This window comes from Bradyrhizobium cajani (assembly GCF_009759665.1).
GTDB lineage: Bacteria > Pseudomonadota > Alphaproteobacteria > Rhizobiales > Xanthobacteraceae > Bradyrhizobium > Bradyrhizobium cajani.
Map to the genome: position 1 here is coordinate 111444 of NZ_WQNE01000020.1, position 25238 is coordinate 136681.

The 25238-nt window shown below is 65.8% G+C and carries 25 protein-coding genes; 13 read left to right on the forward strand and 12 right to left on the reverse strand.

Annotation, left to right across the window (positions count from 1 at the left end; translation table 11 throughout):
* Nucleotides 1–2 precede the first annotated feature (2 nt).
* A complete protein-coding gene (locus GPL20_RS23195; protein WP_157332011.1) occupies nt 3–1859 on the reverse strand; it encodes an extracellular solute-binding protein in 1857 nt (618 codons plus the stop codon).
* A 261-nt stretch (nt 1860–2120) separates the two neighbouring features.
* Between GPL20_RS23195 and GPL20_RS23200 the strand changes: the two genes are divergently transcribed.
* On the forward strand, nt 2121–2939 hold the full coding sequence (locus GPL20_RS23200; protein ID WP_157331920.1) for an invasion associated locus B family protein: 819 nt from the start codon (nt 2121–2123) through the stop codon (nt 2937–2939).
* A 67-nt stretch (nt 2940–3006) separates the two neighbouring features.
* On the opposite strand, the gene hspQ is transcribed toward GPL20_RS23200, so the two are convergent.
* Nucleotides 3007–3339, reverse strand: coding sequence for a heat shock protein HspQ (hspQ, locus tag GPL20_RS23205; protein ID WP_157331922.1), 333 nt, complete (start codon nt 3337–3339; stop codon nt 3007–3009).
* Nucleotides 3340–3445: 106 nt separating this feature from the next.
* Between hspQ and GPL20_RS23210 the strand changes: the two genes are divergently transcribed.
* Entirely contained in the window at nt 3446–4399 is a 954-nt protein-coding gene (locus tag GPL20_RS23210; protein WP_157331924.1) for an AEC family transporter, read from the forward strand.
* A 6-nt stretch (nt 4400–4405) separates the two neighbouring features.
* On the opposite strand, the gene GPL20_RS23215 is transcribed toward GPL20_RS23210, so the two are convergent.
* The gene (locus GPL20_RS23215) at nt 4406–5590 is read right to left on the reverse strand and encodes a UbiH/UbiF family hydroxylase (RefSeq protein ID WP_157331926.1); all 1185 of its coding nucleotides are present in this window, start codon (nt 5588–5590) and stop codon (nt 4406–4408) included.
* 86 nt (nt 5591–5676) lie between these two features.
* Here GPL20_RS23215 and pcsA point away from each other — a divergent pair, with 86 nt between their 5' ends.
* From pcsA to GPL20_RS23230, 3 genes are all read left to right on the forward strand, one after another.
* Complete coding sequence (gene pcsA, locus GPL20_RS23220) at nt 5677–6444, forward strand: phosphatidylcholine synthase (protein WP_157331928.1); 768 nt, start codon at nt 5677–5679, stop codon at nt 6442–6444.
* Nucleotides 6441–7175: a TerC family protein gene (locus GPL20_RS23225; protein WP_157331930.1), complete on the forward strand. Its 735-nt coding sequence runs from the start codon at nt 6441–6443 to the stop codon at nt 7173–7175. Before pcsA ends, GPL20_RS23225 begins: the two co-directional genes overlap by 4 nt.
* A 93-nt stretch (nt 7176–7268) precedes the next feature.
* Nucleotides 7269–8243: a quinone oxidoreductase family protein gene (locus GPL20_RS23230; RefSeq protein WP_157331932.1), complete on the forward strand. Its 975-nt coding sequence runs from the start codon at nt 7269–7271 to the stop codon at nt 8241–8243.
* A gap of 127 nt (nt 8244–8370) precedes the next feature.
* Here the strand turns inward: GPL20_RS23230 and GPL20_RS23235 are convergent, their stop codons facing one another.
* From GPL20_RS23235 to GPL20_RS23240, 3 genes are all read right to left on the reverse strand, one after another.
* Nucleotides 8371–9567, reverse strand: a complete 1197-nt coding sequence (locus tag GPL20_RS23235; protein WP_157331934.1) for an acetylornithine transaminase — start codon at nt 9565–9567, stop codon at nt 8371–8373.
* 267 nt (nt 9568–9834) lie between these two features.
* Nucleotides 9835–10011 carry a hypothetical protein gene (locus tag GPL20_RS38935; RefSeq protein WP_167533154.1) on the reverse strand — a complete coding sequence of 59 codons (177 nt, stop codon included), beginning with the start codon at nt 10009–10011 and terminating at the stop codon, nt 9835–9837.
* A 41-nt stretch (nt 10012–10052) separates the two neighbouring features.
* Nucleotides 10053–11207, reverse strand: coding sequence for a tetratricopeptide repeat protein (locus tag GPL20_RS23240; RefSeq protein ID WP_157331936.1), 1155 nt, complete (start codon nt 11205–11207; stop codon nt 10053–10055).
* Nucleotides 11208–11333: 126 nt separating this feature from the next.
* Between GPL20_RS23240 and GPL20_RS23245 the strand changes: the two genes are divergently transcribed.
* Nucleotides 11334–12275 carry a hypothetical protein gene (locus GPL20_RS23245; RefSeq protein ID WP_157331938.1) on the forward strand — a complete coding sequence of 314 codons (942 nt, stop codon included), beginning with the start codon at nt 11334–11336 and terminating at the stop codon, nt 12273–12275.
* A 76-nt stretch (nt 12276–12351) separates the two neighbouring features.
* Here the strand turns inward: GPL20_RS23245 and rimO are convergent, their stop codons facing one another.
* On the reverse strand, nt 12352–13677 hold the full coding sequence (gene rimO, locus GPL20_RS23250) for a 30S ribosomal protein S12 methylthiotransferase RimO (protein WP_157331940.1): 1326 nt from the start codon (nt 13675–13677) through the stop codon (nt 12352–12354).
* A gap of 110 nt (nt 13678–13787) precedes the next feature.
* Here rimO and GPL20_RS23255 point away from each other — a divergent pair, with 110 nt between their 5' ends.
* The 5 genes from GPL20_RS23255 to GPL20_RS23275 all read left to right on the forward strand — a co-directional run bounded on the left by GPL20_RS23255 (nt 13788) and on the right by GPL20_RS23275 (nt 19683).
* Nucleotides 13788–14378, forward strand: coding sequence for an ANTAR domain-containing response regulator (locus GPL20_RS23255; protein WP_008564898.1), 591 nt, complete (start codon nt 13788–13790; stop codon nt 14376–14378).
* A complete protein-coding gene (locus GPL20_RS23260) occupies nt 14375–15538 on the forward strand; it encodes a CmpA/NrtA family ABC transporter substrate-binding protein (protein WP_157331942.1) in 1164 nt (387 codons plus the stop codon). Before GPL20_RS23255 ends, GPL20_RS23260 begins: the two co-directional genes overlap by 4 nt.
* Before the next feature lie 337 nt (nt 15539–15875).
* Complete coding sequence (locus GPL20_RS23265) at nt 15876–17657, forward strand: NirA family protein (RefSeq protein ID WP_167533165.1); 1782 nt, start codon at nt 15876–15878, stop codon at nt 17655–17657.
* Entirely contained in the window at nt 17654–19267 is a 1614-nt protein-coding gene (locus GPL20_RS23270) for a sulfite reductase subunit alpha (RefSeq protein WP_157331946.1), read from the forward strand. Before GPL20_RS23265 ends, GPL20_RS23270 begins: the two co-directional genes overlap by 4 nt.
* A gap of 263 nt (nt 19268–19530) precedes the next feature.
* Nucleotides 19531–19683 (forward strand): hypothetical protein, encoded by a 153-nt coding sequence (locus GPL20_RS23275; protein ID WP_035666020.1) that lies wholly within the window; start codon nt 19531–19533, stop codon nt 19681–19683.
* 86 nt (nt 19684–19769) lie between these two features.
* Here the strand turns inward: GPL20_RS23275 and GPL20_RS23280 are convergent, their stop codons facing one another.
* The 3 genes from GPL20_RS23280 to pxpB are packed head-to-tail and all read right to left on the reverse strand — an operon-like array spanning nt 19770 to nt 22338.
* A complete protein-coding gene (locus GPL20_RS23280) occupies nt 19770–20540 on the reverse strand; it encodes a LamB/YcsF family protein (RefSeq protein WP_157331948.1) in 771 nt (256 codons plus the stop codon).
* Nucleotides 20541–20572: 32 nt separating this feature from the next.
* Nucleotides 20573–21610 (reverse strand): 5-oxoprolinase subunit C family protein, encoded by a 1038-nt coding sequence (locus GPL20_RS23285; RefSeq protein WP_157331951.1) that lies wholly within the window; start codon nt 21608–21610, stop codon nt 20573–20575.
* The gene (pxpB, locus tag GPL20_RS23290; protein ID WP_157331953.1) at nt 21607–22338 is read right to left on the reverse strand and encodes a 5-oxoprolinase subunit PxpB; all 732 of its coding nucleotides are present in this window, start codon (nt 22336–22338) and stop codon (nt 21607–21609) included. The genes GPL20_RS23285 and pxpB overlap by 4 nt, the downstream gene beginning before the upstream one ends.
* A gap of 250 nt (nt 22339–22588) precedes the next feature.
* On the opposite strand from pxpB, the gene GPL20_RS23295 reads away from it, so the two are divergent.
* Together GPL20_RS23295 and GPL20_RS23300 are read left to right on the forward strand one after the other, a co-directional pair.
* Complete coding sequence (locus GPL20_RS23295; protein WP_036012452.1) at nt 22589–23287, forward strand: ribonuclease activity regulator RraA; 699 nt, start codon at nt 22589–22591, stop codon at nt 23285–23287.
* 16 nt (nt 23288–23303) lie between these two features.
* Nucleotides 23304–23708, forward strand: coding sequence for a (R)-mandelonitrile lyase (locus GPL20_RS23300; protein WP_157331955.1), 405 nt, complete (start codon nt 23304–23306; stop codon nt 23706–23708).
* A 62-nt stretch (nt 23709–23770) separates the two neighbouring features.
* Here GPL20_RS23300 and GPL20_RS23305 read toward each other — a convergent pair whose 3' ends face one another.
* A complete protein-coding gene (locus GPL20_RS23305) occupies nt 23771–24127 on the reverse strand; it encodes a hypothetical protein (RefSeq protein ID WP_157331957.1) in 357 nt (118 codons plus the stop codon).
* Between the two features lie 177 nt (nt 24128–24304).
* The gene (locus GPL20_RS23310; protein WP_157331959.1) at nt 24305–25180 is read right to left on the reverse strand and encodes a DUF2147 domain-containing protein; all 876 of its coding nucleotides are present in this window, start codon (nt 25178–25180) and stop codon (nt 24305–24307) included.
* Nucleotides 25181–25238: the final 58 nt, after the last annotated feature.

Consider the following 25238-nt stretch of genomic DNA (forward strand, 5'->3'; position numbering starts at 1 on the left):
CGTCACTTTGCTTGCGTGGCTTGCGGCTGCCCCTTCGACCACCAGGTCTCCGGCAGGTAGCCGGACAGCGCGGTGGCCTTCGGCCGTTCTATCCGATTCCAGCGTGCGATCCATTGCTCGGATACGTTAAACAGGGGGATTGTGTAGAAGCCCGCGATCAGCGCCCGGTCGAGCGCGCGCACCGCCGACACGAAGTCCGTATGTCCACGGGCCTCCAGCAAAGCCGCGATCATCGCATCGACCGCGGGATCCCTGGCGCCCATGTAGTTGCGGGTGCCCGGATTGTCGGCGGCGGCGCTGCCCCAGTAGAAATATTGCTCGTTGCCGGGCGACAGCGACTGGTCCCAGCGGTTCTGGATCATGTCGAACTCGTAGCCGAGGCGGCGCTGGTCGAACTGCACGGGATCGACCGCCCGCACGGTCGGCTCGATGCCGGCGCGCTTGAGGTCGCGCTGGAACGCGAGCGCGATGCGCTCCTGGTCGCGGGTCGTGACCAGCATCTCGAAGGTGAAGGGCGCCTTGGTCGCGCGGTTGCGCAGCACGGTGCCATCGAGATCATAGCCGGCCTCCGACAGGAGCTTGAGCGCGGCGCGCAGCGTGGTGCGGTCGCGTCCTGAGCCGTCGGTCACCGGCAGGCGGTAGCTGCCATCCATGACGTCAGGCGGAATCTGCGCGGCAAAGGATTTCAGCAGCTCGCGCTCGCGCACATCCGCAGGGCGGCCATAGGCCGACAGCTCCGAGCCGGCGAAATAGCCGGCGACGCGCGAATAGAGATTGAAGAAGTAGTTGCGGTTGACCAGCTCGAAGTCGAACAGCAGCGTCAGCGCCTTGCGCACGCGGATGTCGGCGAAGATCGGACGGCGGGTGTTGAACACCAGGAATTCGGAAGGTTGCGGCACGCCGGGCTTGATGGTGTCGCGGATCACCTCACCGCTTATCGCGGCCGGAAAGTCGTAGCCGTCGTGCCAGCGCAGCGGCTCGTGCTCGACGCGGAAATCATAGAGGCCGCGCTTGAAGGCTTCGAACTGGCCGTTGGCCTCGCGAAAATAGTCGAGCCTGATCTCGTCGAAATTGTAGAGCCCGCGATTGATCGCGAGGTCGCGGCCCCAATAATCGGGATCGCGCGTCAGGATCACGCTGGCCCCGGGCTTCACCGCCGTGACGCGATATGGGCCGGAGCCGACCGGGCCTGTCAGCGTCGTCTCCTCGAAGGTCGCAACGTCGACCGCGTGCTTTGGCAGGATCGGCATCAGGCCGAGGATCAGCGGCAGTTCGCGGTCGTTGGCGCCGGCAAGGTCGAAGCGGACGGTGAGGGGATCGGGCGCCTCGGCCCTGGCGACCTTGGCGTAATACTGCCGGAGATTGGGGCGGCCGTGGTCGCGCAGGAGCTGCCAGGAGAACAGCACGTCCTCGGCCCGCACGGGCTTGCCGTCGGAGAAACGGGCGCGGGGATCGAGGCGGAAGGTGACATAGCTCCGCGCGTCGTCGGTTTCGACCGTTCTGGCGAGCAGGCCATAGAGCGTGAACGGCTCGTCCTGGCCGCGTGCGAGCAGGCTCTCGACCACGTAGCTCCGCATCGGCTGCACGGCCAGTCCCTTGACGATGAAGGGATTGAGGCTGTCGAAGGTGCCGAGAATGCCCCAGGTCAGCCGGCCGCCCTTGGGCGCGTCGGGATTAGCGTAGGGCATGTGGGTGAAACCGGCGGGCATCGCCGGCTTGCCGTGCATGGCGATCGCGTGGGCCTCCTCGGCGCGCGCGCCGGCCACCGACAGACCGGCGATGAGGGCAAGGGTGAGGATAAGGGCGAGGATGCAAAGGCGAATGCCGGGGCCCTCGAAAAGGCGCGGGAACATGAACATCGGCACACGTTGATTCGAGGACCGGCTAGCCTTGAATCCTATCACAGGGATTTTCCCCGGGCGCAGGGCCCAATGTGGTCAAAGATGGTTGTCGGCATTGATCTTTTCGTCGGCCACGTTAAGAAGGCGGGCAATCGCGCAAGAGCGTCGAGCCCGTCACTTATCCGCCTCAATTGACGGGGAGAGAGCCGCGCCCAACGCGGCCAGGTTCGGCGCTTCGGAGCGGTTCGGGCACTTCCCGTTCAGAAAGGGTTTTCCGCAATGAATTTCCGTTACTTGGCCGCGTCCGTCCGGCCGCGCGGGCGGCTTCTCGCCTTGTTGACGGCGACGGCGTTGGTCGTTCCGTTTGCCGCCGGGGCCCAGACGCCGGCGCCAGCCCCCGGCGCGCCCAAGGCGGCTCCGGCCCCGAAAGCCGCTCCGAAGGCCGCCCCCAAGGGTCCGGCGCCCGCCCAGGCGCAGCCGGCGCAGCAGGCTCCCGCTCAGGGCGCCCCGGCGCAGCAGGGTGCGGCTCAGCCGGCTGATCAGCAGATCCAGCTCATTTACGCCCCCTGGACCAAGTTCTGCCTCAAGGGCCAGGACGCCAACGCCAAGCAGGTCTGCTTCACCGGCAAGGACGGCCGGATCGAGTCGGGCCAGCCGGTCATCGCGGCCGTCATCATCGAGCCGGAAGGCGAGCCGAAGAAGATCCTGCGCGTGACGCTGCCGCTCGGCATGCAGCTCGTGCACGGCACCCGTATCATCGTCGACAACAACGCGCCGTTGCAGAGCCCGTATGTGATCTGCTTCCAGAACGGCTGCATGTCCGACTACGAGGCCACGCCCGAGCTCATCAACAACATGAAGAAGGGCCAGAATCTCGTTGTTCAGGCGATCAACGCCAATGGCGCGCCGCTGACCCTGCCGCTGCCGCTGGCCGGCGAATTCCAGAAGGCCTATGACGGTCCGCCGACCGATCCGAAGGTGTTCGAGGAAACCCAGAAGAAGCTCCAGGAAGAGCTTCAGAAGAAGGCTGACGAGCAGCGCAAGAAGCTCGAGCAGCAGGGCACGCCTCCGGGCGCGGCGGCCTCCGGACAGAAGTAATCAGGACTTCGAGTCCAGACATGAAAAAGGCGCTCATGCGAGCGCCTTTTTTGCTGGCGGCGAAACGTCAGTTCAGCGACGGGTTGCGCGGACGGTAGCCGCCGCCCTTCTCCTTGATGAAGATCTCGGCGACCTGGGAGTGGCGGATCGGCTCGCCGGAATCGTCCGGCAACAGGTTCTGCTCGGAAACATAGGCGACGTATTCCGACTCCGCGTTCTCGGCGAGCAGGTGATAGAACGGCTGGTCCTTGTGGGGCCGCAACTCCTCGGGGATCGACAGCCACCACTCCTCGGTGTTGTTGAATTCCGGATCAATGTCGAAGATCACGCCCCGGAACGAGAAGATCCGGTGGCGCACGACCTGTCCGATCTGGAATTTGGCGGTCCGCGCTTTAATCATCCTCCGTCGATAGACCAGGATTGTGGCCGATGCTAGTGGCCTTACCCGGAATTAACCTCCGGTTCAGGGGCGGATAACCCCCAAGTCTTCAGAAAAAACTTCATCAATGGTCGATATCCTCAATCTGGCACTACCTTATTTCGGCCTGATCTTCGTCGGATTTGCCTGCGGCAAGGCCAAGTCCCTGCCAGAATCAGGCCTCGCCTGGATGAACTTCTTCCTGCTCTACGTGTCGCTGCCGGCGCTGCTGTTCGCGATCATGTCGAAGACGCCGTTTGCGGAGCTGAACAATCCGCCCTTTCTGGTCGCGACCACGCTGTCGACGGTTGCGGCGTTCACCATCGCGCTCGTAGTCGGCAAGGTCCTTGGCAGGCTGACGCTGCGCGAAGCGACGCTCGCCGGGCTCTCCGGCGGCTACGGCAATATCGGCTACATGGGACCGGGGCTCGCGCTCGCTGTGCTCGGGCCGAAGGCGGCGGCGCCGACCGCGCTGATCTTCTGCTGCGACAGCATCTTCCTGTTCACGATCGTGCCGCTGCTGATCGAGCTTTCAGACCGCGATCATCCCTCGCTGGTGCATGCCTTCGGCGTCGTGCTGAAGCAGATCGTGCTCAACCCGCTGATCATGTCGGCCTGCTTTGGCGCGGCGGTCGCGGCGCTGCATATCGAGCTGCCGGTCGCGCTCGACCGCACCATCACGTTCCTTCAGAACGCGGCCGCCCCGACCGCATTGTTCGTGCTCGGCGTGACGGTGGCGTTGCGGCCGTTCGATCGCGTGCCCTGGGAGGTGCCGGGGGTGATCGCGGTGAAGCTGCTGGTCCATCCGCTCACGGCGTTCGGGCTGATGCTGGCGTTCGGCCCGTTCGCGCAGCCCTGGGCCGCGACCGCCGTGCTAATGGCCTCGCTGCCGCCGGCACTGAACGTGTTCGTCATCGCCCGGCAGAACGACGCCTGGATCGAGTCCGCCTCCGTTGCCGTGCTGCTCGGCACCTTCGCCTCCGTAGTCACGCTGACCAGCGTGATGTGGGCGATCCAGACCGGCCGGCTGGCGTTTCCGTGAGGAGTCCTATCTGCGCCAAGTCGGCGTGAGGCCCTCGCGCATGGCGAAGCGCCGGAGCGGGCCGATGGCGCCGAGCAGGTGCATGCCGACGGCGCGGACCGGCTGGAGCGGCAGGAAATCGTTGAGCAGGGAACGGTTGGCGATGTCGATCGCAAAGGTCCGGCTCAAGATGTCCGGACGCCGCGCCCGGTCGTAGCGCCTGAGCACGTCGGGCGCACCGGGATCCTGGCGAGAGGCGATGGCCTCGCCCGCGAGCCGCGCGATGTCGGCGGCATCGCGCAGGCCGAGATTGAGGCCCTGGGCACCGATCGGGGGAACCACATGGGCGGCTTCGCCGACCAGCGCGATGCGGTCGCGGCCGAAGGAGTTTGGACGTTCGATCGCGAGCGGGAACAGGTTGCGGCCGGGCTCCACACTCATGCGTCCGAGGATCGAATGCGACTGCTTCTCGATCGCAGCGGACAGCTCCTCGTCGCTCAGGCCGCGCAGCCGCTCGGCTTCCGCGGGCGCCGCGACCCAGACGATGCTGGAGCGGTCGCCGGGCAGGGGCACGAACACGCAGGGACCGTGCGAGGTGTGGAACTCGGTCGAGACATTCCGATGCGGTCGCCCATGGCCGACGTTGAAGGTCAGCGCGGTCTGCGAAAGCTCGCGCCGCGTCACGGTGATGCCGGCAGCCTCGCGGCACAGCGAGTGCCGGCCGTCGGCGCCGACCACGAGCCGGGCCGAGAGGAATTGCGCCGAGGCCGTGCGGATGGCGACGTCGTCGGCTTCGATCACGATGCTCTCGGCCTCGTCGTCGAAACGGACGAGGTGGGGGAGCTCGGCTGCGCGTTCTTCGAGCGCGAGCATCAGCGAACGGTTGTCGATGTTGTAGCCGAAGGCGTCGAGGCCGATCTCGTGACAGGAGAACCGGACCTCCGGCGCGCGGAACAGCCGGCCGGTGTCGTCGACGAGGCGCATGACCTCGAGCGCGGCCGCCTTGTCCTTGCAGCGCGGCCAGACGTCGAGGCTCTCCAGGAGATCGACGGAGGCACCCAACAGGGCGGTGGTGCGGTTATCGGCATAGGGCACGCGCCGCGCCACCAGCGCGGTCCGCGCACCCGCCTGCGCCAGCGCGATCGCCGCCGCGAGCCCGGCCGGTCCGCCGCCGATCACGGCCGCGTCATGGAGTGTCGATGCGTCTGTCATGGAACGACATTTGACACGCCCCGCGACAAATTCAAGCCTGCTGATTTTCCCTGATTTTGTGACGAATTGCACGGCCGAGCGTCGCAATGCCGGATGTGCAAACCGGTCCCGTTCTGGTAGCAGAAGCCATGGATACGCAGCAGGATTCCCTGAAGCCGAGACCGGCGATCCGCGCCGCGGCCTTCTCGGTGCACATCTTCACCGCCTTCGGCGCGGCCATTGCGCTGCTGGCGATGCTGGAGGCCGTGCGCGAGCACTGGGCGGCGATGTTTCAATGGCTGGGCGTCGCCCTCGTCATCGACGCGATCGATGGCCCGATCGCGCGCCGGCTCGACGTCAAGAACGTGCAGCCGAACTGGTCGGGCGACGTGCTCGACCTCGTGGTCGACTTCGTCACCTATGTGTTCGTGCCGGCCTATGCGATCGTGGCGAGCGGCCTGCTGCTGCCGGTTGCGGCGCCGCTGCTCGGCGTCGCCATCATCGTCACCAGCGCATTATATTTCGCGGACCTGCGCATGAAGGCCGACGACAATCATTTCCGCGGCTTTCCGGCGCTGTGGAATGCGGCGGCGTTCTACCTGTTCCTGCTGCACTGGCCACCGCTGTTATCGACCCTACTGGTCGCAGGCCTGGTGGTGCTGACCTTCGTGCCGTTCCACGTGCTGCATCCGGTCCGGGTCGTGCGGCTGCGCTGGCTGACGATGTCGCTGATCGCGATCTGGGCGCTGCTCGGGCTCTATACGCTGGAGATGGACTTCCACGTCGGCACCGGCGTCACGGTCGCGCTGTGCGCGATCGCACTGTGGATCGCCTTCAGCGACGCATTGATCCGCCTGGCAAGATCCTTTGCATGATGCACCTGCTGACCAGCCCCGAGGCCTGGGCGGCGCTGCTGACACTGACGTCGCTCGAGATCGTGCTCGGCATCGACAACGTCATCTTCCTGTCGGTGATCGTCTCGCGCATTCCCGAGAAGCAGGCCCATCGCGCCCGCCAGATCGGGCTGGCGCTGGCGCTGGTCTTCCGCATCTTGCTGCTCAGCGTCCTGGTCTGGCTGATCGGCCTGACTGCGCCGGTATTTTCCTCTTCGGGTTACGACTTTTCCTGGCGCGACATCATCCTGATCGGCGGCGGCCTGTTCCTGATCGCCAAGGCGACGCACGAGATCCACGCCGAGGTCGAAGCCGATGAGGGCGAGGGCGATCAGGAGTCCGGCGGCAGCGCCTTCTTCTGGGTGATCGTCCAGATCATCGTCATCGACATCGTGTTCTCGCTGGACTCGATCATCACCGCGATCGGCATGGCGCAGGATATCGAGATCATGATCGCGGCCGTCGTGATCGCCTGCCTGATCATGTACATTTCGTCCGGCCCGGTGTCGCGATTCGTCGCGGAGCATCCGACCACCAAGATGCTGGCGCTGGCGTTCCTGGTGCTGATCGGCGTGGCGCTGGTCGCCGATGGCTTCCAATTCCACATTCCGCGCGGCTACATCTATTTCGCGATTGCGTTCTCGGCGGCGGTCGAGTTCTTCAACGTGCTGGCCAAGCGCAACCGCAGGAAAGCCGGCAGGCGGGCGGCCTAGCCGTTCCATCCGGCGTCGAGTTGACAAGGCGAGCGCGATGTCTTTCGCTTGTCCGCGGCAGGACCGCGAGCAGGAAAACGAGGAGGTCAGGCGATGACCAAAGCCGTCCGTGTGCACAAGGTCGGAGGCCCCGAGGCGCTGGTCTATGAGAGCGTCGAGGTGCCGGCACCGGGCCCCGGCGAGGTGCGTATCCGCCAGCACGCGGTCGGGCTGAACTTCATCGACGTCTATTATCGCACCGGCCTCTACAAGGCGCCGGGGCTGCCCTTCATCGCCGGCAACGAGGCCTCGGGCGAGGTCGTCGCGGTCGGGCCGGGCGTGACGCATTTCCATCCCGGCGATCGCGTCGCCTATTACCACAATCTCGGCGCCTATACCGGCGAGCGCAACATCCCCTGGGAGAAGCTGGTCAAGCTGCCCGATCACATCACCCACGAGCAGGGCGCCGTGCTGATGCTGAAGGGGCTCACCGTCTGGTACCTCCTGCACAAGACCTTCAAGGTCGAGCCGCATCATCGCGTGCTGATTCATGCTGCGGCCGGCGGCATCGGCCTGTTGGCCTGCCAATGGGCAAGCGCGCTCGGCGCCCATGTCATCGGCACGGTCGGTTCGCGCGAGAAGGCCGAGCTTGCGGAGGCCAATGGCTGCGACCACGTCATCCTCTACAACGAGGAGGACTTCGTCGCGCGCGTCAAACAGATCAGCCGCAACGAGGGCTGCGACGTCGTCTATGACGGCGTCGGCAAGGCGACGTTCCCGGGCTCGCTGTCCTGCCTGAAGCCGCGCGGCATGTTCGTTTCGTTCGGCAATGCCTCCGGACCCGTGCCGCCGTTCTCGATCGCCGAGCTCAACACTCACGGCTCGCTGTTTGCGACGCGGCCGAAGCTCAACGACTACATCGGCAAGCGCTCCGAACTGCTGGAAGGCGCCGACACGCTGTTCGCCGCAGTCATCAACGGCAAGCTGCACGTGCCGATCAACCACGCCTACGCGCTGAAGGATGCCGCGAAGGCGCACACCGATCTCGAAAGCCGCAAGACCACGGGCGCGTCGATCCTGAAGCCGTAGTTCTTTACGTCATTGCGAGCGAAGCGAAGCAATCCAGAGCTGCCTCCGCGGAAACAGTCTGGATTGCTTCGTCGCCAGCGCAAAATTGCTTCGCAATTTTGTCGCGGGTTCCTCGCAATGACGGGTCCTACGCCACCCGCCGTGCCGCGCCGGCCTTGGTCAAGATCCCGTCGAGACAATCGATCATTTCGGCGATCTCGGCCCGCGTGACGTTCAGCGCCGGCATGAAACGCAGCGTGTCGACCTGCGGCGCGTTGAGGAGCACGCCTTGCTCGAACGCTTGCGCGACGATGCCGGGGGCGATCGGCAGCTTGAGGTCGAGTGCCAGCAAGAGGCCACGTCCCCGCACGCCGCCGAGGCCGTGCCGAGCCGAGATCTTCTGCAACTCGCTTTCCAGCAGCAGGCCGGTCTCGGCCACCTGTTTCAGGAAGTCGGGCTTGCTGATCTCCTCGAGCACCGCAAGCCCCGCCGCGCACATGATCGGGTTGCCGTTGAACGTGCCGCCCTGATCGCCGTGCGCGAAGCAGGAGGCGCGTTCGGTCGCAAGCAGCGCCGCGAGCGGCACGCCGCCGCCGATGCCCTTGCCGAGCGTCATGATGTCGGGCGAGATCCCGGTGTGCTCGTAATGGAAGAGCTTGCCGGTCCGGCCCATGCCGGTCTGGATCTCGTCGAAGATCAGCAGCAGGCCGTGGGCCTCGGTGAGCGCGCGCAGCTCTTGCAGGAACTGATCGCTCGCCGGCCACACGCCGGACTCGCCCTGGATCGGCTCGAGCATCACAGCGACGGTGTTGTCGTTGATCAGCTTTGCGACCGAAGCGATGTCGTTGAGCTTCGCCTTCTTGAAGCCGGCGACCTTCGGCTCGAACAGCGGCTCGAACGCCTTCTTGCCCGAAGCCGACATCGTCGCCAGCGTCCGGCCGTGGAAGCCGCCTTCGAAGCTGATGATCTCGAACGCACCGTTCCGGTGCAGGCTGCCATATTTGCGCGCGAGCTTGATCGCGCCCTCATTGGCCTCCGCGCCCGAGTTGGCAAAGAACACCTGGTCGAAGGCGCTGTTGTCGACGAGCGCCTGCGCCAGCTTGAGGCTCGGCTCATTGTAGAACGCCGGGCTCGGCGTCAGCAGCCGCCTGGCCTGCGCGGCGAGTGCATCGGCAATGGCCGGTGGCGAGTGGCCGAGGCAGTTCACGGCCCAGCCCTGCACGAAATCGAGATAGCGCTTGCGGCCGTCGTCCCAGCGATAGGAGCCGGCGCCGCGGACGAACACGACCTGGGGCCGTGCGGTGATGTCCATCAGCGCGTCATACGGATGGGTGGCGGTGGTCATGTCGAACTCCTCTGGAGGCGGGTGGAAAAAGGCGCGCGAAAAGCAAGAAGGCCGCACTTTGCGGGTGCGGCCTTCTCGAAAACTCTGCTGAATTCAGGTGATCAGCGGTGTCGTCGGACATGGCGCAACCCATCATCGTCGCGGGTGCGACGACGGAAAGCTGCGCGGCGGTGGGTCCGAGAGTTGATCATGGGGCGCGTCCCTACAGCCGAACGGCAGGACTTGTCAAGCGGGCGTTTTGCAGAACACCCGCCTGGCGTGCATCGATCAGGTCAGATGCGCGGCTTCCTCGGTGTCCTCGCAGCCCCAGTCCGCATCCGCAATCGCAGTGTCGATGAGCTCGCCGCGCATCAGCTTGAGCGGCGATGTCCAGTACAGCGCGATGTTGCACCTTGAACACCCACACCAGTCCGGTCGTGACGTCGCGCGTGGGCGTGAATGCATTATAGTGTCACATCGTCAGCGCGTGACGCTGCAGGTGAGGATCACTCGACACCGTAATGCGCGAATGCATCGGCGATGCCGGCGTTGATCGTCTTGGCGGCCGCCATGTCGCGTTCTGCGCCTTCATTGTCACCCTTCTTCCGCTTCGCAAGCCCGCGACCGTAGAGCGAGCTGTCGTACTCCGGTTTTGCGCTCAGCGCCGCGTCATAGTCGGCAATGGCAGCGTCGAGATTGCCGAGCTTGAGATGGGTGAGGGCGCGGCTGTCCAGCGTGTAGGGATCGTTCGGCTCCATCCGCAGCGACTGCTCGCAATCGGCCAGCGCCTCTTGGAGGCGGCCGAGGATCGCGCGGGTCATGCAGCGCGAATTGAACACGCCGGAATAGCTCGCGTTGGCCTTGATCGCTCGATCGTAATCTTCGAGCGCCCGCGCATAATCGTGCGCGTCGAAATACATGTTCGCGCGGGCATAGAAATCGCGGTCGTTGTCCGGACTGAGCTGAAGCGATTTGGCGAAATCGGCCAGCGCGCGGGCCCGCTCGCCGCGGTCGCGGAAGATGCGCGCACGGTTGCCGTAGGCCGGGCCGTAGTTCGGGTCGAGCTTGATCGACAGATCGAAATCCGCAAGCGCGCGGTCGTCCTCGCCACGGTTGCTATAGGCGGTGCCGCGATTGAAATAGGCGAGCGCAAACTTCGGGTCGAGCTTGATGGCCTGATCGTAATCGGCCATCGCACGCCGGTAGTCGTTCTTGTGGATGAGGGAATTGCCGCGGTTGTTGTAGTAGAGCGGGTCGCGGGCATTCAGCCGGATGGCGCGCGTGTAGTCGGAAATGGCGTGATCGGCGTCGCCGAGATCGTCATAGGCGATGCCGCGATTGTACCAGAGATCGGGATGTTTCGGATCGAGATCGATGGCGCGGTTGAAATCGGCCAGGGCGCGCTCGGCCTCGCCCTTTCGCCGGAGCATCTCGCCGCGATTGGCAAGTGCGCGCACGTCGGAGGGATCGGCCTCTAGCAAGGCCGAGCAGCCGGTGATGCGCTGGTCCTCGTTGCCTCCGTCGACGCGGTAGCACCATTGACGTGCCTGTGCGGCTGACGGAGATCGTGCGGCGGCGGGAGCGGTCAGCGCGAGCAGGGCCATCGTGAGGCCGATTGCAGACAGCTTGAAACAAATTCCTGATGTTTTATCGTGTTTCATTTTGCATGCCGTGTAGAAACCATTGTGCCTCTAGCGCGTTTGTGATCGAAGGATGCAAATTGGTTCGAACCGGACAGACGGCGGCTCAGACCAAGAGTCGCGGGATCAACCAGACAGTTTTCAGCCTTGTCCGACACGCCTTACCCAATCGACCTCGACAGCATTCGCGGCGCATTTCCGCCGGGCATCGAAGCGCCGCCGCTGCTGGTCGACTTTGCCGCCTGGCTCAAGGGACGCCCCTGGGGCAGCGTCGGCTGTTTCTCCCTGCAGGGCCAGTTCTCCGATCATGCGCCGATCGTCGACGGCAGCCCCTTGCGCGACCGGTTTTCGCTGTTCATGCGGCTGCCTGACGGTTCGGCCGTCGGCGGCTGGTACGGCGCGGGCCTCGACCGCGACAATCCGCCGATCGTGGGGCTGGGCTCCGAAGGCGACTACGAGCTGCTGGCGCCGAGCCTCGACGGCCTGCTGGCAAAGCTGACATCGCAGCAATTCGACAAGGCCTGGAGCGATCTGAAGCCGCACGACGAGGTCGAGCCTCAAACGGTCGAGCTCGCGCAATGGCTCGCCGGACAGCCGGCCGGCGACAAGCCGGCGTGTGACGACGGCGCATTGGAGCTGCCGGACTTCCGCGGCTTCGTGGAGAAATGGAGCCGGGATCGCGAAGACTATTGGGCCAATCACCGCTTGATGGCCGAGCTCGGCTGGCGGCTGGCCGCGCATCTGCCCAGGGGCAAGAAGCCGTGGGACCAGACGCGCTTCGAGATCGCGATCGTCGGCGCGCAATACCAGGCGCGGGTCTTGTCGAACGGCCCGCAGCCGTTCGAGGAGGCCGCTTCGATCGAGTCCCTGCTGCGCGACTTGCGCGAGCAGATGCGTCGCGCCCAGCCCGAGCTCGGGCTGTGGTACACGATGCATTTCGGCCTCCATGCCGATGGCCGCATCATGCCGAACTTCGAATACGATTTGCGCCCGACCATTGACGGTGAGCCAGCGAAACTATCTGAGGCTCAGGCGGATCTCGCCCGCGCTCCGCGCCCGGAGCGCTGGGTGCCGAAATGGCTGGTGTGACCGCATCCACATCGTCATTGCGAGCCAACGGGGCCGCGCTTCGCGCGGACCCGTTGGCTCGCAATGACGGAGGACCTCAGAACCCCGCGACGCTGCCGTGCAGATCGTACGCGTCGGCGCGCTCGATCTTCGCCGTGACGATCTCGCCGACGCGCAGGGGGCGACGGCTCGAGAGATAGACCGCGCCGTCGATCTCCGGTGCATCGGCCTTCGATCGTCCCTTGGCGACGGTCGGGCCGACCTCGTCGATGATGATCTGCTGGCGCGTGCCGACCTTGCGCTTCAGCCTGCGTGCCGAGATCTTCTGCTGGCGCGCCATCAGCGCGTTGTAGCGCTCCTGCTTGATCTCTTCCGGCACGGGGTTCTCGATCGCGTTCGACGTCGCGCCGGCAACCGGCTCGTATTTGAAGCAGCCGACGCGATCGATCTCGGCCTCATCGAGCCAGTCGAGCAGATAGGCGAAGTCGGCATCGGTCTCGCCGGGGAAGCCGACGATGAAGGTCGAGCGCAAGGCGAGATCGGGACATTCCTCGCGCCAGCGCTTGATCCGCGCCAGCGTCTTGTCCTGCGCGGCGGGTCGCTTCATCGCCTTCAGCACCTCGGGGCTCGCATGCTGGAACGGGATGTCGAGATAGGGCAGCACCTTGCCCTCGGTCATCAGCGCGATGACGTCGTCGACATGCGGGTAGGGGTAGACATATTGCAGCCGGACCCAGGCGCCGAGCTCGCCGAGCTCGCGCGCGAGGTCGAGGAATCTGGCGCGGACCTGGCGATCCTTCCACGGGCTCCCGGCGTATTTGAGATCGACGCCATAGGCCGAGGTGTCCTGCGAGATCACCAGCAGCTCCTTGACGCCGGCGCCGACCAGGCGCTCGGCCTCGCGCAGCACGTCGTTGGCGGAACGCGAGACGAGATCGCCGCGCAGCTTCGGGATGATGCAGAAGGTGCAGCGGTTGTTGCAGCCCTCGGAGATCTTCAAGTAAGCGTAGTGGCGTGGCGTCAGCTTGATGCCCTGCGGCGGCACCAGGTCGAGATGCGGATTGTGCGCGGGCGGCAGCGCGCGGTGCACGGCGTCGAGCACGCTCTCGTATTGCTGCGGGCCGGTGATCGAGAGCACGCCGGGATAGGCCTGCTCGATCTGCTCGGGTTCCGCGCCCATGCAGCCCGTGACAATCACCTTGCCGTTCTCGGCCATGGCCTCGCCGATCGCCGAAAGCGATTCCTGCTTGGCGCTGTCGAGGAAGCCGCAGGTGTTGACGATGACGATGTCGGCCCCGTCATGCTTGCGGGCGAGCTCGTAGCCCTCCGCGCGCAGGCGCGTGATGATGCGCTCGGAATCCACCAATGCCTTGGGACACCCGAGCGACACGAAGCTGACCTTGGGCGCAGCCGTCTGATCCATATCTGATCTGCCTGATTGACCGGCCTGAGCTAGTCCCAATTGCCCATAATTACAACCCTTTGCATGGCCCGCGGGCGTGCTATGGATGAATCACCTGCCGTGAGTGAGCTATGAGCGCCGAACAGTCGCCCAAAATCGTGATCGTCGACGAAAGCCCGATCCGGGCTGCGATCCTCGAAGAAGGGTTGCGGGAGGCCGGATTCACGCAGGTCGTCCATATCCGCGAGATGCAGAGCCTGCTTGCCCGTATTTATGCGGTGGACCCCGACATCATCCTGATCGATCTGGAAAACCCCAGCCGCGACGTGCTGGAGGCGATGTTCCAGGTCAGCCGCGCCGTGAAGCGGCCGATCGCGATGTTCGTCGACCAGAGCGATTCAGCCTCGATCCAGGCCTCGGTCGAGGCGGGGGTGTCCGCCTACATCGTCGACGGGCTGAAGAAGGAGCGCATCAAGCCGATCCTCGACCTCTGCGTGTCGCGCTTCAACGCCTTCGCCAAGCTCCAGGAGGAGCTCGAGCGCACCAAGTCGCAGCTCGAGGACCGCAAGATCATCGAGCGCGCCAAGGGCATCTTGATGAAGGTGAAGGGCCTCACCGAGGACGAGGCCTATGTGCTGCTGCGCTCCACCGCGATGCGCGAGAAAAAGAAAATCGGCGAGATCGCCCAGTCGATCATCACCGCGTCGGAGATGCTGAAATGACCGCTCCCCTCCGCATCGGGTTCATCCCGCTGGTCGATGCCGCCGCCCTGATCGTTGCCGTCGACAAGGGCTTTGCCGCCGCCGAGGGCCTCGACGTCGAGCTGGTGCGCGAGGTTTCCTGGTCCAACGTCCGCGACAAGCTCAATATCGGCCTGTTCGACGCCGCGCATCTTTTGGCGCCTGTTGCGATTGCGTCATCGCTCGGGCTCGGCCACGTCAAGGTGCCGATCGCCGCGCCCTTCAGTCTCGGCATCAACGGCAATGCCATCACGGTGTCGCCGGCGCTCCATGCCGCGCTGATGGAGGAGATCGACGGTGACCGCTTCGATCCGCTCGCCACCGCAAAGGCGCTGGCAAAGGTGGTCGCCAAAAGGCGCAAGGCCGGCGCGGATCCCTTGACCTTCGGCATGACCTTCCCGTTCTCGACCCACAATTACCAATTGCGGTTCTGGATGGCGGCAGCCGGCGTCGATCCGGACGAGGACGTGCGCCTCGTGGTGCTGCCGCCGCCCTACATGGTCGACAGTCTCAAGAGCGGCCATGTCGATGCGTTCTGCGTCGGTGCGCCCTGGAATTCGATCGCGGTCGATCTCGGCATCGGCCATATCCTGCATTTCGTTTCCGACATCCTGGTCCGTGCGGCGGAGAAGGTGCTGGCGGTCCGCCAGGTCTGGGCCGACAAGAATCCGGATGTGGTCGCCAGCCTCGTGCGCGCGGCCGTGAGGGCCGCCGAGTTCATCGAGCATCCGGATAACCGGACGGAGGCGGCGCGGATCCTGGCGCAGCCCGAACGGATCGGCGTCGATGCCGAAGTCATTCAGCGGACGCTGACTGGACGCCTGAAGATTTCGCCGGACGGTACCTTCCGCGAGAGCGGCCGCTACCTTCTGGTGGGGCGCGAGGAGGCAGGGCGGCCCGATCCGGTCCAGGCGGCCTGGCTCTATGCGCAGATGGTGCGTTGGGGGCAGGCGGCCTTGAGTCCGGACGGCGTCAAGACGGCCATGGCGGTGTTCAGGCCCGACCTTTACGATGCGGCCCTCGGCCGCCGCCCGCCCGACCAAGCCCCTGCGGGGTTTGGGGCATTCGTCGGGCCCGCGTTCGATGCCGGCAACATTTTGGGGCATCTTGAGGCCTTCGAAGTCGGACGCTGGAAGGCCTGATTCGTCTCTGCATAATTTGTGAGCAATTGGATTCGTCGGCTAAATTTTGAGCCGACTGCTCGAATTTCATGAGGCCCTCCGGGACCGGCGTTTCCCGGTAACGCTGCTAATCTATTGAAATAACGACATCTTTTATTTCGTCAAAGCTGGCACGCAACTTGAATGTTGCACTGCGGCCAGCTTGTCACAGGTGCCTGCTGAGCCAAGTCCCGCAGCAACGAAGCTGATCGGACCGTTGGGTAACGAAAGCCGGCCTCAGGGCCAGCCCAGTTCCTCGCGGGTCGCGCCAATGTCCGTCGAAACCACTCAGGTGGCCGCAGGAGCTTCGTTACCGACCATGAAAATCGATACGCTCGCAGTCGACTTTACCGACGAGCAGAAACGCTATCTCGAAGGCTTCACGACCGGTTTGCAGATCAGCCGGGTCGGCCGCGGTCTCGGCGGCGGCGCCGCAAAGGCGAGCGCCGAACCCACTGGCCCCGATGCCGTGCACATCAAGGCGCAGGACAAGGTCATCGCCGCGGGCAAGAAGCTCGCCGACCAGGAGAAGTTCAAGCGCGACGAGCATCCCTTCGATGCCTATCCGCGGCTGCGCCAGCAGGCGCTCGACAACGCGCCGCCGAGCCCGGCGGATAATTTCCGCTGGCGCTATTACGGCATCTTCTACGTCGCGCCGACGCAAGACTCCTACATGAGCCGCCTGCGCATTCCGAACGGCATCATGAAGCACTGGCAGCTGTCCGGCCTTGCCGATCTCGCCGACGAGCTCTGCGGGCCCTACAGCCACGTCACGACGCGCGCCAATCTCCAGCTTCGCGAGATCCCGCCAAAGAATGCCGTGAAGCTGATCGAGGGCATCCAGGACCTCGGCCTGTGCTCGCGCGGCTCCGGCGCCGACAACATCCGCAACGTGACGGGCACGTCGACCGCCGGCATCGATCCCCAGGAGATCATCGACACGCGACCTTATGCGCGCGAGTGGCACTACCACATCCTCAATGATCGCTCGCTCTACGGCCTGCCGCGCAAGTTCAACGTCGCCTTCGACGGCGCCGGCCGGATCGCGGTGCTCGAGGAGACCAACGACATCGCCTTCACCGCGTACGAGGTGAAGGACGGGTTCGGCGTCGAGCCGGGGGTCTGGTTCCGCCTCGGCCTCGGCGGCATTACCGGACACAAGGATTTCGCGAAATATTCCGGCATCATCGTCAAGCCGGAGCAGGCGACCGCTGTTGCCGACGCCATCGTGCGCGTGTTCATCGACCATGGCGACCGCACCAACCGCAACAAGGCGCGGCTGAAATACGTGCTCGACGCCATGGGCCATGACGGCTTCCTCAAGCTGGTCGAAGAGCGCTTGAAGACGCCGTTCACGCGCGTGCCGGAAGAGGCGTTTGCGCCGCGGCCGGCCGCGGACCGCATGGCGCATGTCGGCGTGCACAAGCAGAAGCAGGACGGCCTCAACTGGATCGGCGTGTCGCTGACGCTCGGCAAGCTCACCGCTGAGCAGATGCGGGGCCTTGCCAAGGTCGCGCGGGACCTCGGTGACGGCGAGATCCGCCTGACCGTCTGGCAGAACCTCTTGATCCCGGGCGTGCGCGACGAGAATGTCGAGCTTGCGATCGCTGCGATCAAGCAGATCGGGCTCGCGGTCGAGGCCTCGCATATCCGCGCGGGCCTGATCGCCTGCACCGGAAATGCCGGCTGCCGCTTCGCCGCTGCCAATACCAAGCGCCATGCCGCCGAGATCGGCGACTGGTGCGAGCCGCGCGTCGACATGGACAAGCCGGTCAACATCCACGTCACCGGCTGTCACCATTCCTGCGCGCAGCACTACATCAGCGACATCGGCCTGATCGGTGCGCGCGTGCCGGTCGGCGAGGAGGACACGGTCGAGGGTTATCACCTCTTCACCGGCGGCGGCTTCGGGCCCGACGCCGCCGTCGGGCAGGAGGTCTATCACGACCTCAAGGCCGAGGACGCGCCGAAGACGGTCGAAGGACTGCTCAAGGCCTATATCGCCCATCGCTCGTCTCCCGACGAAACCTTCCTGTCCTTTGCGCGCCGCCACGACGGCGAAACGCTGCGCAAGCTTGCCGATGCACAGGTGTCCGCATGAACCAGATCACGCCTCCGCCGAAACTCGACATCATTCCCGCCAGCGCCCCGTTCTCCGACGCGCAGCGCTCCTGGCTGAACGGCTTCTTCGCCGGGCTGCTGTCGCCTGATCTCGCCGCGCCGCTGTCGGCGGAGCAGGGCGCCGCCGTCATGCAGGGCGCAGCCGGCGACGGCGACGACGGCGAAGCGCCGTGGCATGACCAGACCATGCCGATCGCCGATCGGATGAAGCTCGCCGAGGGCCGTCCCGTGCGCCGCAAGATGATGGCAGCGATGGCGCAGCAGGATTGTGGCCAGTGCGGCTACAATTGCCACGACTATTCCGAGGCGATCGCTGCCCGCAGCGAAGCGCGGCTCAATCTCTGCGTTCCCGGCGGCAAGGAAACCGCGCGGATGCTGAAGTCGCTGTACGAGGAGCTGGACAAGGCGCCGGCGGCCAAGGCGGCCGACAAGCCGGATGCGGTGGCCGCGCCGGCCGTGACCGTGACGATCGCGGAGCCGGGCCGCTCGCGCGACAACCCGGTTGCCGCGACCTTCCTGTCGCGGCGTCTTCTCAACAAGGGGAAGTCGGAGAAGGAAACCTATCACATCGAGTTCGATCTCTCCGAGAGCAAGCTCGACTACATCGTCGGCGACAGCTTCGGCGTGTTCGCCCGCAACGATGTCGGCCTCGTCGACCAGATCATCGCGCTGCTCGGCGCCTCCCATACCACCAAGGTCAACGGCAAGACGCTGCGCGAGGTGCTGATTGACGACGTGTCGCTGTCGCCTGCGCCGGACTCGCTGTTCGAGCTGATCTCCTTCATCACCGGCGGCGCGCAGCGCGAGAAGGCGCGGGCGCTGGCGCAGGGCGAGGATCCCGATGGCGATGCAGCGACCCTCGACGTCATGGCGGCGCTCCAGAAGTTTTCGGGCACGCGTCCGCATCCCGAGGCCTTCGTCGAGGCGCTGGAGCCGCTCCAGCCGCGGCTCTACTCGATCTCGTCCTCGCACAATGCGACGCCCGGAAAGCTGTCGCTGACGGTCGATTCCGTGCGCTACGTCATCGGCAAGCGCAAGCGGCTCGGCGTCGCCTCGACCTTCCTTGGCGAGCGCATCGGCGAGGGCGAGAAGCTCAAGGTCTATGTACAGAAGGCGCACGGCTTCGGTCTGCCACAGGACCCGAAGACGCCGGTCATCATGATCGGCCCCGGCACCGGCATCGCGCCGTTCCGTGCCTTCCTGCTCGACCGCAAGGCCACCGGCACGCCCGGCAAGAACTGGCTGTTCTTTGGCCACCAGCGCAGCGATTGCGACTTCTTCTATCAGGAGGAGCTCAACGCGATGAAGACGTCGGGCCTGCTCACGCGCATGTCGCTGGCGTGGTCGCGCGACGGCGAGAAGAAGTTCTACGTGCAGGACCGCATGCGCGAGGTCGGCCGCGAGCTGTGGACCTGGCTCGCCGAGGGCGCGCATCTCTACATCTGCGGCGACGCCAAGCGCATGGCCAAGGACGTCGAGCGCGCGCTGGTCGACATCGTCGCCCAGTTCGGGGCACGTTCGACCGACGAAGCCGTCAGTTTCGTCGCCGAGCTCAAGAAGACCGGCCGCTTCCAGGCGGACGTGTACTGAGGCGCGAGGACGTCGGGTGGATCGTCCCGTTGGCCAGACGAACTTCTGACGGTTCGGCTTTGACCGTCATCTCATTGTCATCCGAGCCAGTTCCAGCTGGCTCGGACTTTAACGAATAAGATTCTCGGAACCCGCGGGTGAAGAGAATTTGCACCTGCGATGTGGCGTCTTCAGAGAACCCGCATCGCTATTTCCGCGGCCGTCTTGCTTCCCGTCAGGGTTGATCCTTCATAATCCCGCAAATGGGGCGTTGGAGATCGACCATGCGCGAACTATCGGCGGAAGCTAGGCTGCACTTCTACGCGCGCTCGCTCTCACGTCGGACCGGGGCGAGCGCCCATCACCTTGCGCTCTACAGCGCCTTTGCCGTCATCGCGGCCATCGTGTTCGGCACGCTGTCAGTGCATCCGTTCTGAGTTGTCGTTCCGGGGCGGCGCAGCCGAACCCGGAACCTCGAGATTCCGGGTCTGATGCTTCGCATCGTCCCGGAATGACGACGGGCCTACGCCCCGCGCTTGAACGGCGCTACAGCGATCCCCGCATCCTTCAATGCCTGACGCAAGGTCCGCGCGATATCGACCGCGCCGTGCGTATCGCCATGGATGCAGACCGTATCCGTGCGCATCTTGATGACCTTGCCGGTCACCGACACCACCGCGCCATCCTGCACCATGCGCACCACGCGATCGGCAATCGCATTGGCGTCGTGCAGCACCGCACCCGGCTTCTTGCGCGAGACGAGGTTGCCATCGTCCTCATAGGCGCGGTCGGCGAACACCTCGTGCACCATCGGCAGGTTGGCGTCCTCGCCGGCCTTCACCAGCTTGGAATTGGCGAGCACGACGAAGATCAGGCTGGGATCGACCGCCTTGATGCCGGCGGCGATCGCCTTCGCCGTCATGTCGTCCTCGCAGGCGACGTTGGAGAGTGCGCCATGCGCCTTCACATGCGTCACCTTGTGGCCCGCCGCGGTCGCGATCGCCTGCAGCGCGCCGATCTGGTAGGCGACGAGGTTCTCGATCTCGGACGCCTTCAGCCCCGCGATCGGATGGCGGCCGAAGCCGTGCAGGTCGCGATAGCCGGGATGCGCGCCGACCGAGACGCCGCGCGCCTTTGCCAGTTCCACCGTCCGGCGCATGATGTCGGGGTCGCCAGCGTGGAAGCCGCAGGCGACGTTGACCGAGCTCGCCAGCTCGATCATGGCGGCGTCGTTGCCCATCTCCCACGCGCCAAACCCTTCGCCGAGGTCGCAATTGAGATCGATCGTCTTCATGGGGTGCTCTCCGCCTCTGGTCTCGTTGTCGGTTACGGCTCCGCCGCGACCTGCCAGGTCCCGGCATCGACGGCGCTCACCGCGTAGCCTGCGACGTTAGCATCGCTGAGCGCCTCGATGTTCAACGCGATGGTGTCAGAGGAGCGCAGGCGATCGGGCAGGTTCCGGATCAACTGTGCGAATTTGCGCGCCTCGTCCTGCGCCTCGGCCATGCCGACCTGCTTGAAGCGGAGCGCCGTTCCGGCCGAGGTCTGCGCCAGGCGGCCGAGATCGGCGGTGATCACGGTCGCGATCTTCGGATAGCCGCCGGAGGTGCCGCGATCCATCATCAGCGCGATCGGCGCGCCGTTGCCGGGTACCTGGATGCTGCCGTCGACGGTACCGTCGGAGACGATGTTGTGGCCGTGCAGATGCTTGATGGCAGGGCCCTCGAGTCGGTAGCCCATGCGGTCCGAAGTCGCCGAGATCTTCCACTCGCTGTTCAGAAACAGCGCCTTGTTGGCGTCGTCGAACTCGTCGTCCTGCGGCCCCAGCACGACGCGGATCGGGCCGCTGACGGGCTTGGGCAGTTCGATGCGCAACTCGGGCGCGCCGCTCGCGGCATCGACGCTGAATTCGTCGCCGGCCTGGAGCGGGCGCGGGTAGGGGCTGCCGAGGCCGGCGCGCGCATTGACCGCGAGACTGCCGAACACCGGCTCGCCCTTGATGGCACCTTCGATCGCGAGATAGGTGAAGGCGCCGCCGCGGGCAAAGCCGAGCGTCAGCGTCTCGCCGTCCTTCAGCGTCACCGATGTGTCCATGGCGACCGGACTCCCGGCAATGTCGGCATTGCGCGGCGCGCCCGCGATCGCGACGCGCACGGCGCCGTCACGCGCAGTGAAGCTGGCTCCGAAGGGACCGATCTCGACAGCGGCCGCGAACGGCTCGTTGCCGACAAGCGTGTTCGCCGCTGCCAGCGACAGCCGATCCATCGCTCCGCTGACCGTCAGGCCATAGCGCTGTGCGCCGAGGCGGCCGCCATCCTGGACGGAGCTTGCAGGCCCGATGCTGGCGACCACGAGCCGGCTCATGCGACCACCTGCTCGGCGATGAGTTCGCCGGCCTCGGCGGCGCGGTCCAGTTCCTCGAAGGTCTTGTGGTCGATGGCGAAAAACGTCACGCGATCACCGGGTTCGGTGAGGAAGGTCGGATTCCGGTGGAGCTGATAGGTCCGCACCGGCGTGCGGCCGAGCAGGTGCCAGCCGCTCGGCGCGGCCAGACATTGGATCCCGGCCTGGACGCCGCCGATCGAGATCGTGCCGGCGGGCGTCAGCAGCCGCGGATTCTGCCGGCGTGACATGTGGAGGGATTTGTCGAGGCCGCTGAGATAGGACCAGCCCGGCGTGAAGCCGATCATGGCGACCTTGTAGTCGCCGCCAACGTGACGGGCGACGATGTCGTCGGGCGTGGTGTTCAGCGCCTTGGCGACATCCTCCAGATCAATGCCGTGCTCGCCGCCATAGGCGACGGGAATGCGCCAACGACGCGCCTTCGTCGCCGGCGGCAGCTTCTGGCTCGCGAGCGCGAGCAGCCTGTCGCCGAGTGCGTCAAAGCCGATCTTGCCGGGATCGTAATGCACCAGCAGCGAGCGATAGGTCGGCACGGACTCGGTGATGCCATCAATGGGGCTCGCTGCGAGCGCCTTGTCGAGCGCCAGCACGCGCTGGTTGGCATCGTCGTCGATGGTGCGGCTGAACTCGACCGTGACGGCGCTGTCGCCACTGGGCAGAAGGCGGGGCGGAGGAAGCGTCGCGGCCATGAGCTGTCGATATCGGGGGCCTTTGGGAAACGCGGCCTCGAGCGTTCGAGTTCCGCCTTGTCCTGCTTCGCGTAAATGCGCCCGCAAGTCCAATAAATTAATGCAGGGGGAGGCGATAAAGCCTTGTTATCGCGTCGCATAACAGCCCAGCGGCCCTGCGTTATTGGTGGCCTCTTGGCCCTTGACGCAAAGCGCCCGGGTCGCAAGATGCGCGCGTTCTTTCCCGCCCATCCGGAGCTCGTCTGTTTCCATGTCGCTGTCCCCCGAAGCCCGCAAGACCCTCGCCGGCATCACCACCGCCACCATCACCACGGTCCTGCTGAAAAAGGGCCTGCGCAATGTGTGGATGCGCGGCGCGCGCCCGCTGCGCCCGGGTCTGCCGCGCCTGGTGGGGCCGGCCTTCACGCTGCGCTTCGTGCCGGCGCGCGAGGATCTGGCGACGCCGGAATCCTGGTCGTCGCCGATCTCGACCCGCACTGCGATCGAGGCCATGCCTGAGGGCTGCATCGCCGTGGTCGACGCCATGGGCATCACCGATGCCGGCATCTTCGGCGACATCCTCTGTGCGCGCATGGTCAAGCGCGGCGTTACCGCGCTCGTCACCGACGGCGTCGTGCGTGACGTCGAGGGCGTGCTCGGCACCAATCTGCCGGTGTGGTGCGACGGCTACGCCGCGCCGCCGTCGGTGGCTGGCCTCACCTTCGTCGGCTGGGGCGAGCCGATCGGCTGCGGCGGCGTTGCGGTGTTCCCCAACGACATCGTGGTTGCCGACCAGGACGGTTGCGTGCTGATCCCGCAGGCGATGCTCGATCACGTGCTCAACGAGGGCGTCGAGCAGGAGCGCATGGAGGCCTGGATCGTCAACGAGGTGAACAATGGCGCGGTGCTGCCGGGCCTCTATCCCATGAACGCCGAGACCAAGGCGCGCTACGCCGCCAGCAAGAAGTAACAGAAGCGAGGACCCCATGGAGATCACCGTCGCAGGCACGCGGCCGACCCGCCGCGCGCCCAAGGAAAATTTCACCGGCACCGTGTGGCAGGACCCCGTCATCATGGCGCCCGCGCCGGCACGGCTGAACTGCTCGCGCGTCGCGTTCGAGCCGGGCGCTCGCACCAACTGGCATCACCATCCGCTCGGGCAGACGCTTTACGTCATCTCCGGCGTCGGGCGCGTCCAGTCCAAGGGTGGACCGATCCGCGAGATCCGCCCCGGCGATACCGTCTGGATTCCGCCGGGCGAATTGCACTGGCACGGCGCGTCACCGGGCAACGGCATGTGCCACATCGCCATGCAGGAAGCGCTCGACGGCGTCTATTCGACCTGGCTCGAGCCGGTGACGGACGCCGAATACGGGGCAGCGGTCGGCTAAGACCTCGTGTCCCGGCTCAGCGTCGCGGCACTTCGCGCCGCGCCGCATCCGGGACGCAAGATCTACATCCGCTCCGCCGTCCACGTTCCCGTGCACATGGCGCCACGCCATGTGCCGGAGCCGGATGTCCCGCTCAGCCGGCCGAAGCCGACCGCCCGCTTGATGCCGGTGCTCAAGGTGACGTTGATGCTGCCGGCGTCGGCGACGCGGCCCGACGCCGTCACCGCGGCGCTGCTCGAAGCGATCTGACCGTTGTTGATGCCGATCGCGACGGTTGCGCCGTTGCCGCAGGTCCCGCTCGATGACGAGATGCGGACATTCCATGTGCCGTCGAACGTGCTTGTCGCTGCGCCTGCCTGCGTGAGCGGGAAGGCGATGGCGACCATGGTGGCGAAGAGACCTTTGCGAAAGTCGTTCATGACACGTCCCTGCGGTTGACGATGAGGGATCGTGGCAGGGACGCGGCCTGGGTGATGTGAGGGTTGTCACGCCAAGTTCGGCGCGTGTGAGACGGCGCACGCATTTTTCCGCCGTCATTCCGGGTTCACGCTTCGCGTGCCCCGGAATGACTCGGGATTGGAAAAGTTCGAGATGCTCTAGTTCACCCGCGTCCAGGTCTGGCCGCCGCAGAACATGCCGCCGAAGGCGCAGCCCTGCACGCGGAGGCGGTCGGTGCCCTTCATCGCGATCGTCGAATCGTAGGTCGAGCCGGAGTTGGGATCGAGGATGCGGCCGGACCATTTCTGGTCCTTGCCGGGCTTCATGTTGATCAGCACCTGCTCGCCGTTCTGGTTGGATTTGCTGTCGACCGAATAGCCGCAGAGATTGCTGCCGCACTGCTCGATGCGGACCTTGCCTTCCTTCTCCTCGGTGAGCCAGACGCCGAGCGGCGAATTGAGATCGCGCGTGGGCGCGGCTGCGGGCGCCGGCGTGGCCGCGGCGGCCTGCACGGGAGCGGGAGCGGGGGCTGGCGCGGGCGACGGAGGCGGTGCCGGCGGCGCGGCGGCGACGGTCGGAGCCGGCGGCGGTGTCACGGCGGGAGCCGCCTGTTGTTCGACCGGCGCAGGTGCCGGAGGAGGCGGCGCGGGCGGCGGCAGCACCGCGGTCTCGGCCGGCGCATTGTTGGCAGTCGCAGTCGGCGCAGGAGCCGGCGGTGCCGGAGGCGGCGCGACAGCCGCGGCCGCGGGCGCCTGCACGGCTGCGGGCGGCGGGGCGACGGGAGCGGGCGCAGGTGCAGCCGGTGTTTGCGGCTCGACCGTAGCCTGCTGCGGCGCCTGCTGGGCCGGGCTCGTCTCGTTCTTCTTGGCCTTCTTTGCCTTGCCCTGGCCGGTGTTGTCATACACGCCGGGGATCTGCACCGTGCCGCGGTCGGGATCGATGCGGATGGTGCGTCCGCCATATTCGAAGGTGTACTGCGCCTGGGCAGCGGTACTCGCCAAAAGGAATGCGGCCGTGGCCAACAGCTTCCTCATTTCCATCTCCTGAGCAGGTGGTCCCCGCACCGACGCTTACGCGCCGGCTCGATCGCGA